General features: G+C 70.5%; 9 protein-coding genes. 5 read left to right on the top strand and 4 right to left on the bottom strand.

The genetic code is table 11. The features are described from left to right. Positions 1 to 23: 23 nt before the first annotated feature. Together ACH0BZ_RS00900 and ACH0BZ_RS00895 are read left to right on the top strand one after the other, a co-directional pair. The gene (locus tag ACH0BZ_RS00900) at positions 24 to 2,399 is read left to right on the top strand and encodes a hypothetical protein (protein WP_406895972.1); all 2,376 of its coding nucleotides are present in this window, start codon (positions 24 to 26) and stop codon (positions 2,397 to 2,399) included. Between the two features lie 25 nt (positions 2,400 to 2,424). Beyond that, positions 2,425 to 4,704, top strand: a complete 2,280-nt coding sequence (locus ACH0BZ_RS00895; protein WP_406895971.1) for an Ig-like domain repeat protein — start codon at positions 2,425 to 2,427, stop codon at positions 4,702 to 4,704. A gap of 101 nt (positions 4,705 to 4,805) precedes the next feature. On the opposite strand, the gene ACH0BZ_RS00890 is transcribed toward ACH0BZ_RS00895, so the two are convergent. After that, entirely contained in the window at positions 4,806 to 5,648 is an 843-nt protein-coding gene (locus ACH0BZ_RS00890) for a mycofactocin-coupled SDR family oxidoreductase (protein WP_406895970.1), read from the bottom strand. A gap of 397 nt (positions 5,649 to 6,045) precedes the next feature. On the opposite strand from ACH0BZ_RS00890, the gene ACH0BZ_RS00885 reads away from it, so the two are divergent. Both ACH0BZ_RS00885 and ACH0BZ_RS00880 read left to right on the top strand, forming a co-directional pair. Continuing rightward, positions 6,046 to 6,249, top strand: coding sequence for a hypothetical protein (locus ACH0BZ_RS00885; protein WP_406895969.1), 204 nt, complete (start codon positions 6,046 to 6,048; stop codon positions 6,247 to 6,249). Positions 6,250 to 6,254: 5 nt separating this feature from the next. After that, positions 6,255 to 6,860, top strand: a complete 606-nt coding sequence (locus ACH0BZ_RS00880) for a hypothetical protein (protein WP_406895968.1) — start codon at positions 6,255 to 6,257, stop codon at positions 6,858 to 6,860. Between the two features lie 270 nt (positions 6,861 to 7,130). Here the strand turns inward: ACH0BZ_RS00880 and ACH0BZ_RS00875 are convergent, their stop codons facing one another. From ACH0BZ_RS00875 to ACH0BZ_RS00865, 3 genes are all read right to left on the bottom strand, one after another. Beyond that, positions 7,131 to 8,501: an NAD-dependent succinate-semialdehyde dehydrogenase gene (locus ACH0BZ_RS00875; RefSeq protein ID WP_406895967.1), complete on the bottom strand. Its 1,371-nt coding sequence runs from the start codon at positions 8,499 to 8,501 to the stop codon at positions 7,131 to 7,133. 165 nt (positions 8,502 to 8,666) lie between these two features. Beyond that, positions 8,667 to 9,596, bottom strand: coding sequence for an SDR family oxidoreductase (locus ACH0BZ_RS00870; RefSeq protein ID WP_406895966.1), 930 nt, complete (start codon positions 9,594 to 9,596; stop codon positions 8,667 to 8,669). Between the two features lie 110 nt (positions 9,597 to 9,706). Then, positions 9,707 to 10,672 (bottom strand): Ku protein, encoded by a 966-nt coding sequence (locus ACH0BZ_RS00865; RefSeq protein WP_406895965.1) that lies wholly within the window; start codon positions 10,670 to 10,672, stop codon positions 9,707 to 9,709. Positions 10,673 to 10,771: 99 nt separating this feature from the next. On the opposite strand from ACH0BZ_RS00865, the gene ACH0BZ_RS00860 reads away from it, so the two are divergent. Next, the gene (locus ACH0BZ_RS00860) at positions 10,772 to 13,309 is read left to right on the top strand and encodes an ATP-dependent DNA ligase (RefSeq protein WP_406895964.1); all 2,538 of its coding nucleotides are present in this window, start codon (positions 10,772 to 10,774) and stop codon (positions 13,307 to 13,309) included. Positions 13,310 to 13,358 lie beyond the last annotated feature (49 nt).

The raw sequence follows: 13,358 nt of genomic DNA, 5'->3' as shown, positions 1-13,358 counted from the left end.
CCCACTCATCCCGAGGTCCCCTCATGCGCCGCATCCTCACCTGGGTCTCCGCCGTAGCCGTCGCCGTCGGTGTCGCCACCGTCCCCTCCGCGACCGCACAGCAGACCACCACCACCACGACGTTCCAGACCACCTGCCGAATCGACGCGCCGAGCGTCGTGGGCCCCATGGACATCACGCCCCAGAACCCGGTAGGGGTCCGCGTCACGGCCCCGGACTCGGTCGAGGTCGGCGACACCTATCAGGTCCGCTTCGAGATCGACCCGATCAACGTCTCACTCGACAACCTGCCGGGTGTGGTGAAACTCCAGCGCGCCTCGCGTCTCAAGCTTGACCTCGCCCGCCCGTCCGGAACGACGCTCACCGGCTACGACTTCAGCGGCGGCAACATCGACGTCTCCCGCGCCCAGATCATCACGGTCAACGAACAGGGCAGCCCCGACCCGAACGGCACCGTGCTTCGCCTGACGGACACGGGTCACCACACGATCGGCAACGGCGGCACCGCCTCGACGGGTAGCCACGCCGGACTGGGCATGAACCTGTCGGGGGCCACCGCTCTCGATCTCCGGTTCCCCGTCGTCACGCTGACCTTCCGGGCCGACCGCCCCGGCGACGCCACGATCGGGGCCCGCACCGCCGGGGCCGCCGGCAGCTACAACAACACGGCGAACTTCCTCACCCTCCTCGCCTCCGCGAGCGCGCTCGGCACCCAGTGGGTCCCGGCCAAGTGCAGCCCGCGCAGCTCCGCCACCGCCCCGATCGACCAGCGGGCGGTGGCCATGAACTCGACCGAGATCGTCGGCGTCACCACCGCCACAACCCTCTCCGGCCCGGACACGGTGTTCCTGCGCCAGCCCGCCGAGTTCACAGCCACCGTCGATCCGCGGGTCGCCGGCGAGGTCACCTTCGTCTCCGGCAGCCAGCGCGTCACGGTTCCGGTCGACACGACCACCGGCACCGCGACCGCATCGCTCACCTTCAACTCGCCGCCGACCGACCCCGTGACGGCGACCTTCTACCCGGCCAGCCCGCAGTACCAGAGCTCGTCGGCGAGCCTCACGATCGCGGTCGAGCCGATCCCCACCACCATGACGCTCGAGGCCCCGGACACCACGCCCGCCCGGACCCGCACCACGGTCACCGCCGTACTCCCGGCGGACGCGCGCGGCACCGTCGCCTTCACCTCCGGCGACGTCGAGCGGGTGGCCACCGTGGGCACCGACGGCAGGGCCGCCACGAGCTTCACCTTTAACGAGATCGGCGAGGCCACGATCACCGCGGCGTACACCCCGTCGGCGACCTCGCCATACGCCCCGACCACGGCGGAGCGCACCGTCACGGTCGAGGAGTCCCGCGACACCACGCTCGTCCTCTCCGGGCTCGACGAGGTCGGTCACGTCGCCGAGCCCGTCCGCCTCGAGGCGCGCGTCAACCCCGCCGAGGGCACCACGGACACCGGCGGCACGGTCGAGTTCGTCGCCGGGAGCCAGCGGGTCACCGCGGAGGTCGTGGACGGCCTCGCCGTCGCCGAGTTCACCTTCAGCCGCGAGGGCGCCGTCGAGGTGACCGCCGCCTACCACCCCGCCGCCGGCACGGGCCAGACCCGCGCCTCGGACTCCGGTACGCTGCGGATCCTCGACGCGGGCGCCACGTCGGCGGAGCTCGTCGGCCCGGCCGTGGCCCGGCCCTCGACCCCGACCGACTACCTCGTCGTCATGACTCCGTCCGGGGCGAACGGGACCGCCACGATCCGGATCGACGGCCGCGTGGTCGCGACGGACGTCCCGGTGATCGACGGCGAGGCGGATGTCCAGCTCACGTTCCCGCCCGCGGCGGCCGCGGACCGCGAGGTGACCATCGAGTTCACGCCCGCCGACCCCCGGCTCCACCAGCCGTCCGTCTCCACCACCACCGTGCGGGTGACGGCCGGCGGGATCAACGAGGACACGCTCGTCATGGACGTCACGGGCCCCGACGGCGAGGTCGACGCCGGCCAGCGGGTGCCGCTGCGCATCCGACTCGCCCCGGCCGACCCCGGCCTCTCGCCGGCCGGCCTCGACGGCTACCTCACCGTCACCAGCAACGGCGAGCCGGTCGAGCGCAACGGCGAGCCCGTCCGCATCCCGGTCGTGGACGGCGTCGCCAACCTCACCATGCTGTGGACCACCGGCTACCCGCGGGAGAAGGTCCTCACCTTTACCTACCACTCCCCCGACGGCACGGAGCGCGTCTCCGAGACCGTCACGGTCACCGTGAACGGCCCGGGTGGTGACGACGACGTGATCGTCGATCCCCCGGTCGGCGGCGGAACCGGCTCCCTCGATCTCGGCTCCCTCCCGGGCGATGGCGGTTCCCTCGCCTCACTCTCCGGTTCCCTGTCCGGCAGCGTCGGCTGATCCCCCCCGAAGGACTGAACTCATCATGATGCGCACCGTTCGCAGACTCACCACCACCTCTGTCGTCGGCGGCGTCGTGGCCGCCGCGCTGGTCGCGGTCTCCCCGACCACGGCGGCCGCGCCGAACACGACGCCGGTCACGCAGAACATCAACCACGGCTACACGTGCCAGGGGATCGAGTGGGAGTCGATCGCCACCTTTCCGACCACACCGACGTACAACGACGGCCAGCCGGTCGCGGGCATGATCAACACCACCGCCGGACGGCAGACGACCGTCACCTATCCACGCGAGATCGCCCCGGGCGGGCAGTTCTCCGTGTACGTGCAGCCCGGCACGTGGACCGCCAGCGGCGAGGAGATGGGCCGCGCGAAGTTCGACATCGCACTGCCGGCCAACGCCACTGTCCGCGGCGTCGCCAACGTCGGCGGCGGCAGCGGCTGGACCAGCGGTAACCCGCAGCCCAAGGTGGAGCGGGTGGGCAGCGACGGCAACCCCAACGCGAGCGGCCAGTTCGTGCGCATCTGGGGCGGGGCGAGCGTCAACAACGGCGGTAACGAGGACACCAACACCCCCAAGGGTGGCGTGTACTCGGTCCGCAACGGCACCTTCCGCTTCCCCCGCGTGCGGATCGACCTCACGGCCCCGACCACCGCCGGGGAGCAGATCGCGGTCGGGCTGCGCGGCGCCGGTGCCGGACCCGAGCGGAACGGCGTGAACAACGCGCTCTCGTTCGCCCTCGACAAGCGCGACGGTATTGGAGGTCTCGACAACTTCAACAACGACGACTACTGGTGCACCACACCGGCCAACACGTCGTCCCTCACCTCGACGCGTGTGATCGGCACGCCGGTCACACAGCTCACCACCACGAACCTGGAGATCGAGACCGGCACCGTGGACACCGAGCTCACCGCCCGAGTTACGTCCAACGCCGCGCAGCCGTCGCCGATCGACGAGGGCGAGGTGGAGTTCTTCGTCAACGGCGTCTCCATCGGCCGCCAGCCGGTACAGGACGGCGTCGCCACCACCACGCACACGTTCCCGCCACTCGACGACCGCGAGCCGGTCACGTACAACGTCACCGCCCGGTACCTCGGCGTGGCGAACAAGTTCGAGCAGTCCGAAGACTCCGCGACCACCGCGACCGTCAACCCCGGCCCCAAGGCGGTGGTGACCAGCACGGTGGCGCTCACCGCCGAGCGCGGCCGGGTGGAGGACGGGCGGCTGCCCGTCGAGCTCACGATGGAGATCGAGACCAGCGACGGCCTCGACCTGCCCGTCGGCTCGAAGGTGGAGATCCGGCGTGACGGCGAGGTGATCACCACGGTGCCGGTGCACGGCATCACGGCGTCCTACACCGACTTGGTCCCGACGGACGTGGACGAGGCCGTCACCTACACCTACACGGCCACCCTTCTCGAGAACGAGACGTACGACACGATCTACCGCGCCTCGGAACCGAGCAACGCGGTCGAGATCACCGTCGCCCCCGAGTACACGCCCGACCTCACCGTCGCCGCGGAGCCGACAACCCTGCTCGTGGGCCGCACCGCCGACTTCTCGGCGACGCTCACCCACGACGGCGAGGCGCTGCCCGCCGGGACCGAGGTGACGTTCCGCGTCAACGGCCGCGACGTCGGCACCGCCACGACCGACGCCGCGGGCACGGCGGTCCTCACCGGCCACGAGTTCCGCACCGCCGGCGAGAAGACGATCGTCGCCCACTTCGACGGGGCGACCGTCAGGGGCGTGACCTACCTGCCCGTGACGTCCGCGCCCACCACGGTGACGGTGCAGCCACTACCCGGGGTGGACACGCGCACGGTCATCGACGTGACCACCGAGGTCACGGCGGGTGACGAGGTGACCATGACCGCCCATGTCTCCCGCGCCGACGGCACCCCGCTCACCGCGGACGAGGCCGCGGAGATGGGATCGGTGTGGTTCTTCGACGGCGCCGACGCCATCGGCTCGGCCCCGGTGACGATCGATCCGGCGACCGGCGAGGCCCGCGCGGTGTTCGTCCACCGCTTCGCCGAGACCGGCGAGCACCGGATCACCGCCGAGTACTCGGGCACCCGGACGGCCGACGAGGTGCTCGCCCCGTCCGAGACCGACGAGGCCACCGTGGTCACCGTGACGCCGACCGAGGTCGTCATCGACGACCCGCATCCGCCGACACCGCCCGCGACCGGGGGCGGCGGCAGCCTCGACCTGGGCTCGCTGCTCGGCAACGGGGGCGGCGGCGGTACGGGCGGCGCCGGCAGTCTCGGCTCGCTGACCGGCAGCGCGGGCAGCTGACCGGCGACCCGCCCGCGCCGGCAGCCGCCGCGCGGGCGGGGTATGACCGGGTCCCCGGGGGACCATGGCGGAGTCCACCTCCGCTGGCCCCGATGCGTCGCTCAGTGGACGGAGGCCGCGCCGTCGACCGGGATCTGGGCACCCGACACGTAGTACGACTCGTCGCACGCCAGCCACGCGACGGCGTTGGACACGTGCTCGGGCTCGATCCACGCCTTGCCGAACGGATTGAGGCCGGCGAACGCGGGCTCGGCGTCCTCGGCCTGTGGGTCGTCGAGGTCTGACCGGAAGAGCCCGTAGGTCTTGACGTTCTTGACCATCGGGGTGTCGATCGAGTTGGGGTGGATCGAGTTGACGCGGATCCCGTGCGGGCCGAGTTCATTGGCCAGGACCTTCATCAGCCCCACGATGCCGTGCTTGGCCGTGGTGTAGGCGGCAACGTTGGCCAGTCCCTTGAAGCCGGCGAGCGAGGAGATGATGATCACGGACCCTCCGGCACCGCGCGCGATGAGGTGCTCCGCCGCCGCCGCGTAGGTGTGCCAGACACCGGTGAGGTTGATGTCCTGGATGTCGTTCCAGGACTGCTCCTCGATCTTGTGCGTGTCCTGACCAAAGGTGAAGATGCCTGCGTTGGCCACGATGATGTCGACGCCCCCGAGTTCGGCGACCCCCTCGGCGACCGCGGTCTTGAGCGCGGCGAGATCCCGAACATCCGCCTGACGGGCCACGATCCGGCGATCGAGCGCCTCGACCTGGCGGACAGTCTCGTCGAGTTCGTCCTTCCCGGGTAGGTCGTAGAACCCCTCCAGCGAACCGACCTGCCCGCAGAGGTCGACGGCGATGATGTCCGCGCCGTCGCGCGCCAACCGGAGCGCGTGGCTCCGTCCCTGTCCTCGTGCTGCGCCCGTGATGAACGCGACCTTGCCTTCGAGCCGACCCGACATGTGTCCTCCTTCGACAGAGGCGGCCTCACGCGGTACGAGCACGTCGGCGCTTCCGCGACGGCCGCAATTGTGTGATTCATCACCCACCGTACGCTCTCGCGAAAGCTGCTACAGGCCAGCGACGCTTAGATTGCGAAAGCCCCCGGACGTCGAGGCGACCTCCTGGGCCTATCCACACGCTTCAGAGTCATTTACACACGAAAAGTCCCATGTGGATGATGCTGGCGCGTGTGCATGCGGGCGGGTAAGCGGTTCACCCCTACGGCGTCGGCGCCCCGTCGGTCACCGAGAGCATGTTGCCGGTGGTGTACGAGGACTCCTCCGAGGCCGGGTACACGTACGCCCCCGCCATCTGCCTGGGCGGCCCGCCGCGGCAGTGGGACTCGAGGAACTGTCTATGGAGACCACCGACGTGGTGGTGCGGACCCACCCCGAGACCGGCGAGCCGGTCGCCCACGACACCCGCTACGGCCACCACGACTACAATCGGACCACCGGCGAGGACGTCGGCGTGCACAGCATCTACACGACGAACGAAACCGTCTCCCTGCACAATCTCGCCGCCATCGCTGCGGACCGACTCGACCTTCTGGCGAGGTGACCGGCATGCGAACAGTCACAACCCATCCCTCCACCCTCCGCCACGCCGTCCTCCGCCGCGCCCTGGCCGCGGCGCTGGGCGCGGGCGTCCTGGCCGTCGCGGCCGGATGCACCGACAGCCAGACCGTCGATGACCCTACGACCACCGAGGAGCAGCCCGTGAACGACGCCCTGACCATCGACGAGCCACGGCGCGACCTGGACGCGACACTCGAGGAGGTCCGCGTGGTGGTCGAGCAGACCCTCGGCCCGGACGGGTGGCAGCAGAACCCGTCCAGCGGCGCGGTCACCGCGTGCGACGTGGACCTGTACGTCTACAACGCGCCCCAGCTGAGCGTCACCACGGTGGTGGACGCCGACCAGTGGGGGCGGGCCTGGCCGCGGATCCGCGAGATCGTCGAGGCCCACGGCTACACCGACGGCTCCGAGGTCCCGATGTCCGGTAGCGCCCACCACGTGCTGCGGATCGCCAACGAGCGCGGAGACACGGTCAGCATCGCCAACGTCGAGGGGGCGGGCTTCACCTACGGCGGCCAGACCGCCTGTTACCCCGCCGCGGGTGGGGACGTCACCGCTACCGGGAACGACGACGACAACGGTCAGGCCGGATAGCGCGCGGAGAGCTTGGTCAGCGTCCCCTCCCACGACGCGCGCCGCCCCACCCCTGGGCGGCGCGCGTCAATGAAATCCGCGGCGAAAAAGTAGCCCGCCAAGAAGGCCGCCGCGAAGGAGTCGTCCCGCTCGAAGGCGTCGTAGCCCCTACTGCGCCGGCTCCGTCGTCGCGATCACCGCCGCCGGTCCGGCGCTGACCGGCGAGGGCCGCAGAGGGTGCGGCCGCCACCGAGGCGTGTCGCGGGGTGCCGCGGCCACCCGCCGTCGGCCTCAGTGCACGCGCCGCAGCTTGGTGTTGACGAACTCGCCCATCCCCCATCGGCCCAGCTCCCGGCCGTAGCCGGAGGCGCGGACGCCGCCGAAGGGGAGGCCAGCACGCGTGGTGCCGTGCTCGTTGACGTAGACCATGCCGGCGTCGAGCCGGTCCGCAACGCGGGCCGCCTCCTCCGGGTCGGTGCCCCACACGGATCCGGACAGGCCGAACCGCGTGTCGTTGGCGATCCGCAGGGCGTCGTCGAGATCGGTGTACCGGTAGATCATCGCGACGGGCCCGAACACCTCGTCATGGTAGACGTCCATCTCCTCGGTGATGTCCGTGAGCACCGCGGGCGCCATGTAGGCGCCGGGCCGGTCGAGGGCCTCACCGCCGACGTGCAGCGTGGCGCCCTGCTCGACGGCGGTGCGGACCTGCTCGACCACGGTGTCCCGCGCGTCCTCGCTCGAGAGCGGCCCCATCTCCGTGCCGTCCTCGTCGGACGGCCCGACGGCGATACGGCCGTAGAGGTCTGTGAGCGCAGAGACGAAGTCGTCGTAGATCCCGTCCGGCACGAACATCCGTTTGGGCGAGTTACACGCCTGACCGGAGTTCGAGAGCCGCGCCCGCCCGACGGTGTCGACGAGCGCGTCGACGTCGTCGCTGTCGAGGACGACGAGCGGATCCGAGCCGCCGAGCTCCAACACGCTCTTGGTGAGGTTCTTTCCCGCGACCTCGGCCACGGCGGCGCCGGCGACCTCGCTGCCCGTGAGGGAGACCCCCTGGACGCGTGGGTCGGCGATCATCTGCGCGACCTGGTCGGAGGAGGCGAACACGTTGACGTAGGCGTCCTCCGGCAGGCCCGCCTCCCGCTGGACTTGCTCGATGAGCGCGGAACTCTTGGCGCAGATCGAGGCGTGCTTGAGCACCACGGTGTTGCCCGCCATGAGGTTGGGGGCGGCGAACCGGGCGACCTGGTAGTAGGGGTAGTTCCACGGCATCACGCCCACCAGCGGGCCGACGGGCTCCACGGTCACCGTGTTCTCGCGCGCACCGGCGACGTCCAGCGACTCCGGCTGCAGCAGATCCGGTCCGTGCTCGGCGTACCAGGCGTAGATGGAGGCGGCCAGCTCGACCTCTCCGGCCGCCTCCTCGGTCGGCTTGCCCATCTCCTCGGAGATGGCCGCCGCGAGCTCGTCACTGTGCTCCCGGAACGCGTCAGCGATCGCGTCGAGGATCCGGGCGCGCTCCCGCGGATCGACCTCACTCCAGCTGCGGTAGCCCTCGGTGACGCGGGTGAGGACGGCGTCGATGTCGCCGTCCGCCAGGCCGTCGTACTCGGCGACGGTCTCGCCGGTGGAGGGGTTGTGGGTCCGGTACGTGCTCATGTGGTGATCACATCCTGACTTCTCAAGGGGTCGGGTCCCCGACCGTACGCGCCTCGCGGCGGGGCACACACCGGTCGCCTCACGGCGGCCGCGCAACCGCCCTCCCCGCGAGGGGAGGGAGATCGGCACGCGAAGGTAGCCCCTCACCGCCGAGGCCACCCCGCCCTACGGCGTCGGCGCGCCGCCCGTCACCGAGAGGGTGTTGCCGGTGGTGTAGGAGGCCTCCTCCGAGGCCAGGTACACGTAGGCGCCGGCCATCTCGACGGGCTGGCCGGGCCGGCCGAGCGGGTTCTTGTGCCCGAACGTCGGCAGAGCGTCCGGCAGCTGCCCGCCCGACACCTGTAGAGCGGTCCAGAAGGGCCCGGGAGCGACGGCGTTGACGCGGATACCCCGCGGCGCCAGCTGCTGCGCCAGGCACTTCGACATCGTGTTGACCGCCGCCCGCGACGCCGCGTAATCCACCAGGCCCGGCGAGGGCGTGTACGCCTGGACCGACGATGTGAAGATCACGCTGGATCCCGGCTGCAGGTGCCCGAGCGCCTCCTGCATCATCCAGAACGGCGCGTTGACGTTGACGTTCATCGTCTCCGCCCACTGCTCGGACGTGAGGTCCTCCAGCTTCTCGACCTTGCGCTGCCGCGCGGCGTTGAGCACGAGGACGTCCAGGCCGCCCAGCCCCGCCACGGCGTCGCGGACCAGCGACCGCGCCACCTCTTCGTCACCCACATCGCCGGGCAGCTGGATGCACAGGCGGCCCGCGTCCCGGACGAGCTGCGCCACCTCGTCGGCGTCAGACTGCTCCTCGGGCAGGTAACCGATCGCCACGTCGGCGCCCTCGCGCGCGTACGCGATCGCCACGGCGCGCCCGATCCCGGAGTCGCCGCCGGTGATCAGCGCCCGCCGCCCCCGCAGCCGCCCGTGCCCGACGTACGTCGTCTCGCCGTGGTCCGCGGGCGGCACCATCTCGGACGCGAGCCCCGGCACGGGCTGCGACTGCACCGGGATCTCGACCTCGTACTTGGTCGTGGGATCCACGAGCGTCGCCTCGGCGGTGGGTTCGTCGGTCGGCTGCGCGGGGTCGGGCGAGTTGGTCACGGCGGGCCTCCAGAGTTCGACAGGGTTCGATGACGAGGGCCGCAGCTCGCTCGGCCCGGGACGCTCCCGACCGTACGCCGACCGGCGCCTGCCCCGTCACGGCCGTCGGGTCAGGCCGACTTCTTGGCCGTCGACTTCTTAGCCGCAGCCTTTTTGGCGGGCGCCTTCTTCGCCGCAGTCTTCTTCGCCGGGGCCTTCCTCGCCGAGGTATTCCCGCTCTTCTTGCCGGCGGTCTTCTTGGCGGAGCCGGAGTCTTCGCCGTCGTCCTGGTCGTCGGCGTCGTCCGCCTTACCGCCCCGGTCCTTCACACTCGCTCGTAGAGCCGCGAGGAGATCGGCCACCTCGTCGTCGCCGTCATCGTCGCTCGAGGTGTCCTTCTCCTCCACCGTGAACGCCTCACCGCCGGCCGCCTTGGCCTCGATCAACTCCTTGAGCTGATTTTGGTAGTCGTCCTCGTACTTCTCCGGCTCGAAGTCCGCCGCCATCGTCTCGATGAGCGACGCCGCCATCTTGATCTCCTGCGGCCGGACCTTCGCCTCCTTGTCCAGCCCATCCAGGATCGCCGGGCGGATCTCATCGGGCCAGAGCAACGTCTGCAGCATGAGCACGTCCTTGTACACCCTGAGCGCGCAGAGGCGAGTGCGATTGCGCAGCGTGAACGTGCAGATCGCGAGGCGGTCCGTCTGCTGCAGAGCCTCCCGCATGAGCACGTACGCCCGGTTGGAACGCGACGCCGGCTCCAGGAAATACGCGTTGTCGAACGCCACCGGATCCACCTGATCCGCCGGGACGAACTCCGTCACCTCGATCTCGTGGTTCTGCTCCACCGGCAGGCTGGCCAGGTCCTCCTTGGTCAGTATGACCATCTCGCCCTCGTCGGACTCGTACGCCTTGGCTATGTCGGCGAACTCGACCTCCTCGCCGTTGTCGTCCCGCACCTTCTTGTAGCGGATGCGGACGCCGTCCTTCTTGTCCACCTGCCGCGCGTGCAGGTCGTGGTCCTCCGTCGCCGCGTACACCTTGACCGGCACGTTGACCAGACCGAACGAGACTTCGCCCTTCCAGATGGATCGCATAGAGGAAGTATGCGATAGATGTGGGGCGGTGGCAGCCGGACGCGGGCCCGTAGAACCGAGCCGGTCGCCGATGTCCGACCCAGGTGCCAGAGTGGACCCATGGCGACCAGGGGGAAGAAGGAGTCGGTCGAGGTCGACGGGCGCACCATCCGGTTCACCCACCCCGACAAGGTGCTCTACGAGGTCACCGGCACCACCAAGGCCGACGTGCTGGAGTACTACACGGCCGTCGCGCCGCTGCTCCTGACGTACGCGGGTCGGCGGCCGGTGACGCGCAAGCGCTGGCCCGAAGGCACCGGCGAGGACTCGTTCTTCGAGAAGAACCTGCCCTCCCACGCCCCTGACTGGGTGCCGAGCGTAGCGATCGAGCACTCCTCGCGCACCGTCCGCTACCCGGTGCTCGACTCCCCCGCCACGCTCGCCTGGTTCGCGCAGCAGGCCGCGCTCGAGCTGCACGTGCCGCAGTGGACCCTGGAGAACGGCGAGCCGGGCCGGACCCGCCGGATCGTGATCGACCTCGATCCGGGCGAGGACGTGGATCTGGATACGACCGCGAAGGTGGCCCTGCGCGTCCGGGATCTCCTTTCCGAGGCGGGGCTCGACTCCTTCCCCGTGACCTCCGGCTCCAAGGGCATCCATCTCTACGCCCGTCTGGACAAGGCGGTCACCGCCGCCAGCGCCTCCAAGGTGGCCAAGCAGGTCGCGCAGTCGCTGGCCAAGCAGACCCCCGACCTGGTCACGGCCACCATGAAGCGCTCCATCCGCGACGGCAAGGTGTTCGTCGACTGGAGCCAGAACAGTGGCGCCAAGACCACCGTTGCGCCCTACTCCCTGCGCGGACGGGCCGAACCGTGGGTCGCCGCTCCCCGATCGTGGGAGGAGCTCGGCGACGGCGGCCTGGCGCACCTGCACTGGGACGAGGTGCTGAAGCGACTGGACTCCGACGGCGACCTCCTCGACGGGCTCGAAGGCACGGCCAAGAGCGGCGACTCGGCCAAGAAGGCCAAGAAAAAGCCCACCTCTGCCGGTTCGGCATCCCGGGCCAAGAAATCGGGCGGCGGCAAGAAGAGCTCGTCGTCGTCGGATGCCGAGGACCCCGAGCCCGCCAGCGCCGACGCCGTGGTCACCAGCCTCGAGGAGTACCGCCGCAAGCGGGACCGCCGCAAGACGCCCGAGCCGTTCGAAGGTGAGGTCGAGACCGATCGCTCAGGGGGCGACGGGCCCATCTTCGTGATCCAGGAACACCACGCCCGCCGCCTGCACTACGACCTGCGGCTCGAACATCACGGGGTGCTGGTGTCGTGGGCCGTGCCCAAGAACCTGCCCACAGAGCCCAAGGACCGGCGCCTCGCGGTGAACACCGAGGACCACCCGCTCGGCTACGAGACGTTCGAGGGCACGATTCCCAAGGGCGAGTACGGCGCCGGGCACGTGACCGTCTGGGACCGCGGCACCTACGAGTGCGAGAAGTGGCGCGAGGACGAGATCATCGTGTGGTTCGACGGTGAGAAGATCTCCGGCCGGTACGTCCTGGTGCGCACCAGTGCCGAGAAGAACCAGTGGATCGTGCAGTACATGAAGGACCAGTCCCCGGACTCCTTCTACGGCGGTCGCGACAACCCGAAGTCGCGGTACCCCGAGGGCGACACGCGGGCGCGGGAATCCCGCGACTCCGCCAGCGCTCCGCGCCCCGACGCTCCCCCACTGCCGACGATCCCCACGGCCGCGGAGGTCACCGGACTCCCCGACGACACGTGGGCGTTCGAGGGAAAGTGGGACGGCTACCGCGTGACCGTGGCGACCAGCGGCTCTGGCGGGCAGGCGCGTCTGGTCAGCCGCAACGGTAAATCCATGGACTGGCTGACCGACGGGTTCCCCGGGCTGGCCGATGCGCTCGACAAGCCCGCGGTGGTCGACGCCGAGTTGGTGGCGCTGGACCCCGCGGGCGTCCCCGACTTCGCCTCGCTGGCCAGGCAGGCCGCCGCTGAGGGCAAGGACTCATCTCTCCCGCCGGTAGAGCTGTTCATCTTTGACGTGCTGGAGGTCGACGGCGTGGACCTGCAGTCGCAGCCGTGGGAGCGTCGCCGGGAGGTGCTGGACCTGCTCGCGCCGGCCTTGCGCTCGATCGACCGCGTGCATGTGCCCGAGGTGCTCGACGGCCCCGGCGACCGCGCCCTGGCCGAAGCCGAGGAATACGGCTGGGAGGGCATCGTCGCCAAGCGCCGCGACTCGACGTACGAGTCGGGCCGGCGGTCAAAGGCGTGGCTCAAACAGAAGCTACTCACCACCACCGAGGCGGTCGTCGGCGGCTGGCGGCCCGGCAAGGGCGGCCGCTCCGGCTCGCTGGGCTCCCTCCTGCTAGGCCTGCCCGACGAGACGGGGCTCGCCTACATCGGCCGCGTCGGCACCGGGTTCACCGACAAGCAGGCCCGCGCGCTCCTGGACGAACTCGAACCACTGGCGCGCAAGACCAGCCCCTTTGTCGAGCAATTGCCCGCCGACGCCCGCCGCGACGCCAACTGGGTCCTGCCCAAAATCGTCGTGGAGGTCCGCCACCAGGGCTTCACCGACGACGGCCACATGCGCCAACCCTCCTGGCGCGACATCCGCCGCGACAAGCTACCCGGCGATCTGTAGCGGCCGAGCGGCTCCGGGGCGGGCGCGTAGCGAGCGCCCGCCCCGCGTG

The organism is Dietzia sp. 179-F 9C3 NHS (genome assembly GCF_045369825.1).
Lineage (GTDB): Bacteria > Actinomycetota > Actinomycetes > Mycobacteriales > Mycobacteriaceae > Dietzia.
This window is presented reverse-complemented; position numbering and strand designations above follow the sequence as displayed.

Bases quoted from the DNA above. Each gene is read 5' to 3' on its own strand.
- ACH0BZ_RS00900 (WP_406895972.1), top strand. From the start codon at position 24: ATGCGCCGCATCCTCACCTGGGTCTCCGCCGTAGCCGTCGCCGTCGGT.
- ACH0BZ_RS00895 (WP_406895971.1), top strand. From the start codon at position 2,425: ATGATGCGCACCGTTCGCAGACTCACCACCACCTCTGTCGTCGGCGGC.
- ACH0BZ_RS00890 (WP_406895970.1), bottom strand. From the start codon at position 5,648: ATGTCGGGTCGGCTCGAAGGCAAGGTCGCGTTCATCACGGGCGCAGCA.
- ACH0BZ_RS00885 (WP_406895969.1), top strand. From the start codon at position 6,046: ATGGAGACCACCGACGTGGTGGTGCGGACCCACCCCGAGACCGGCGAG.
- ACH0BZ_RS00880 (WP_406895968.1), top strand. From the start codon at position 6,255: ATGCGAACAGTCACAACCCATCCCTCCACCCTCCGCCACGCCGTCCTC.
- ACH0BZ_RS00875 (WP_406895967.1), bottom strand. From the start codon at position 8,501: ATGAGCACGTACCGGACCCACAACCCCTCCACCGGCGAGACCGTCGCC.
- ACH0BZ_RS00865 (WP_406895965.1), bottom strand. From the start codon at position 10,672: ATGCGATCCATCTGGAAGGGCGAAGTCTCGTTCGGTCTGGTCAACGTG.
- ACH0BZ_RS00860 (WP_406895964.1), top strand. From the start codon at position 10,772: ATGGCGACCAGGGGGAAGAAGGAGTCGGTCGAGGTCGACGGGCGCACC.